Source organism: Pseudoalteromonas sp. SWN166, from assembly GCF_015864485.1.
Lineage (GTDB): Bacteria > Pseudomonadota > Gammaproteobacteria > Enterobacterales > Alteromonadaceae > Pseudoalteromonas.
In genome coordinates, this window is record NZ_JADYXB010000099.1 from 1 (window position 1) to 604 (window position 604).

Annotated in this window: 1 protein-coding gene; it reads right to left on the reverse strand. The window is 45.4% G+C overall.

Annotated elements, in window-relative coordinates; all coding sequences use genetic code 11:
• Positions 1-580, reverse strand: a 580-nt coding sequence (locus I6F49_RS20275) for a transposase (protein WP_331461462.1), incomplete at its 3' end; no start/stop codon positions are given.
• Positions 581-604 lie beyond the last annotated feature (24 nt).

Genomic DNA, 604 nt, shown 5'->3' on the forward strand with positions numbered 1-604 from the left:
GATTGACTCCATCCACAGTCTGACTACGCAAAAGAATACTATCCTCAAGCATCTGGTGTTTTATTTCTCCATAGCTATTTTCAATTTCCCAGCGTTCGAAATAGACATCAAGAATGGCCTGCGCACCAAAAGCCTGTTCATCATCCAAAGAGCACAGCAGACCTTTTATTTTTCCAGGCCCCATTGGCTCAGGATAAAGAACCAGTCTGGCCTGCCAGCACTCAGGAAGCGAAGGGTCTTGTTTTCTGGCATGCGCAGATACGCTCATCTCTACTTTGAAGTCATGCTCAGAGTAAGATTCAATGTCGGTGTATTGCGTGTTGCTTTTAATCGGGACCATCCAGTGCGACTGTGGGTGTTGCTTACGCCAATTAATCAGTAGCTCAGCGCTGAGATAACATCGGTCAAAAATAGTTAGACTGTTATCACTCGCATGACTAAATAACTGCTTTGCGTAGTTCACCTCACCTTGATAACTGGGCCCGAAGGCAACGTGGTGTATCAACCGGCTACGCAAGGAACTTAAGGCGCATAGGCGTACAATAGGGTATTCTGTATGACGGTTTTTACTGTGCTTAATATAGTGAAAGTGATCAGCTAGAGC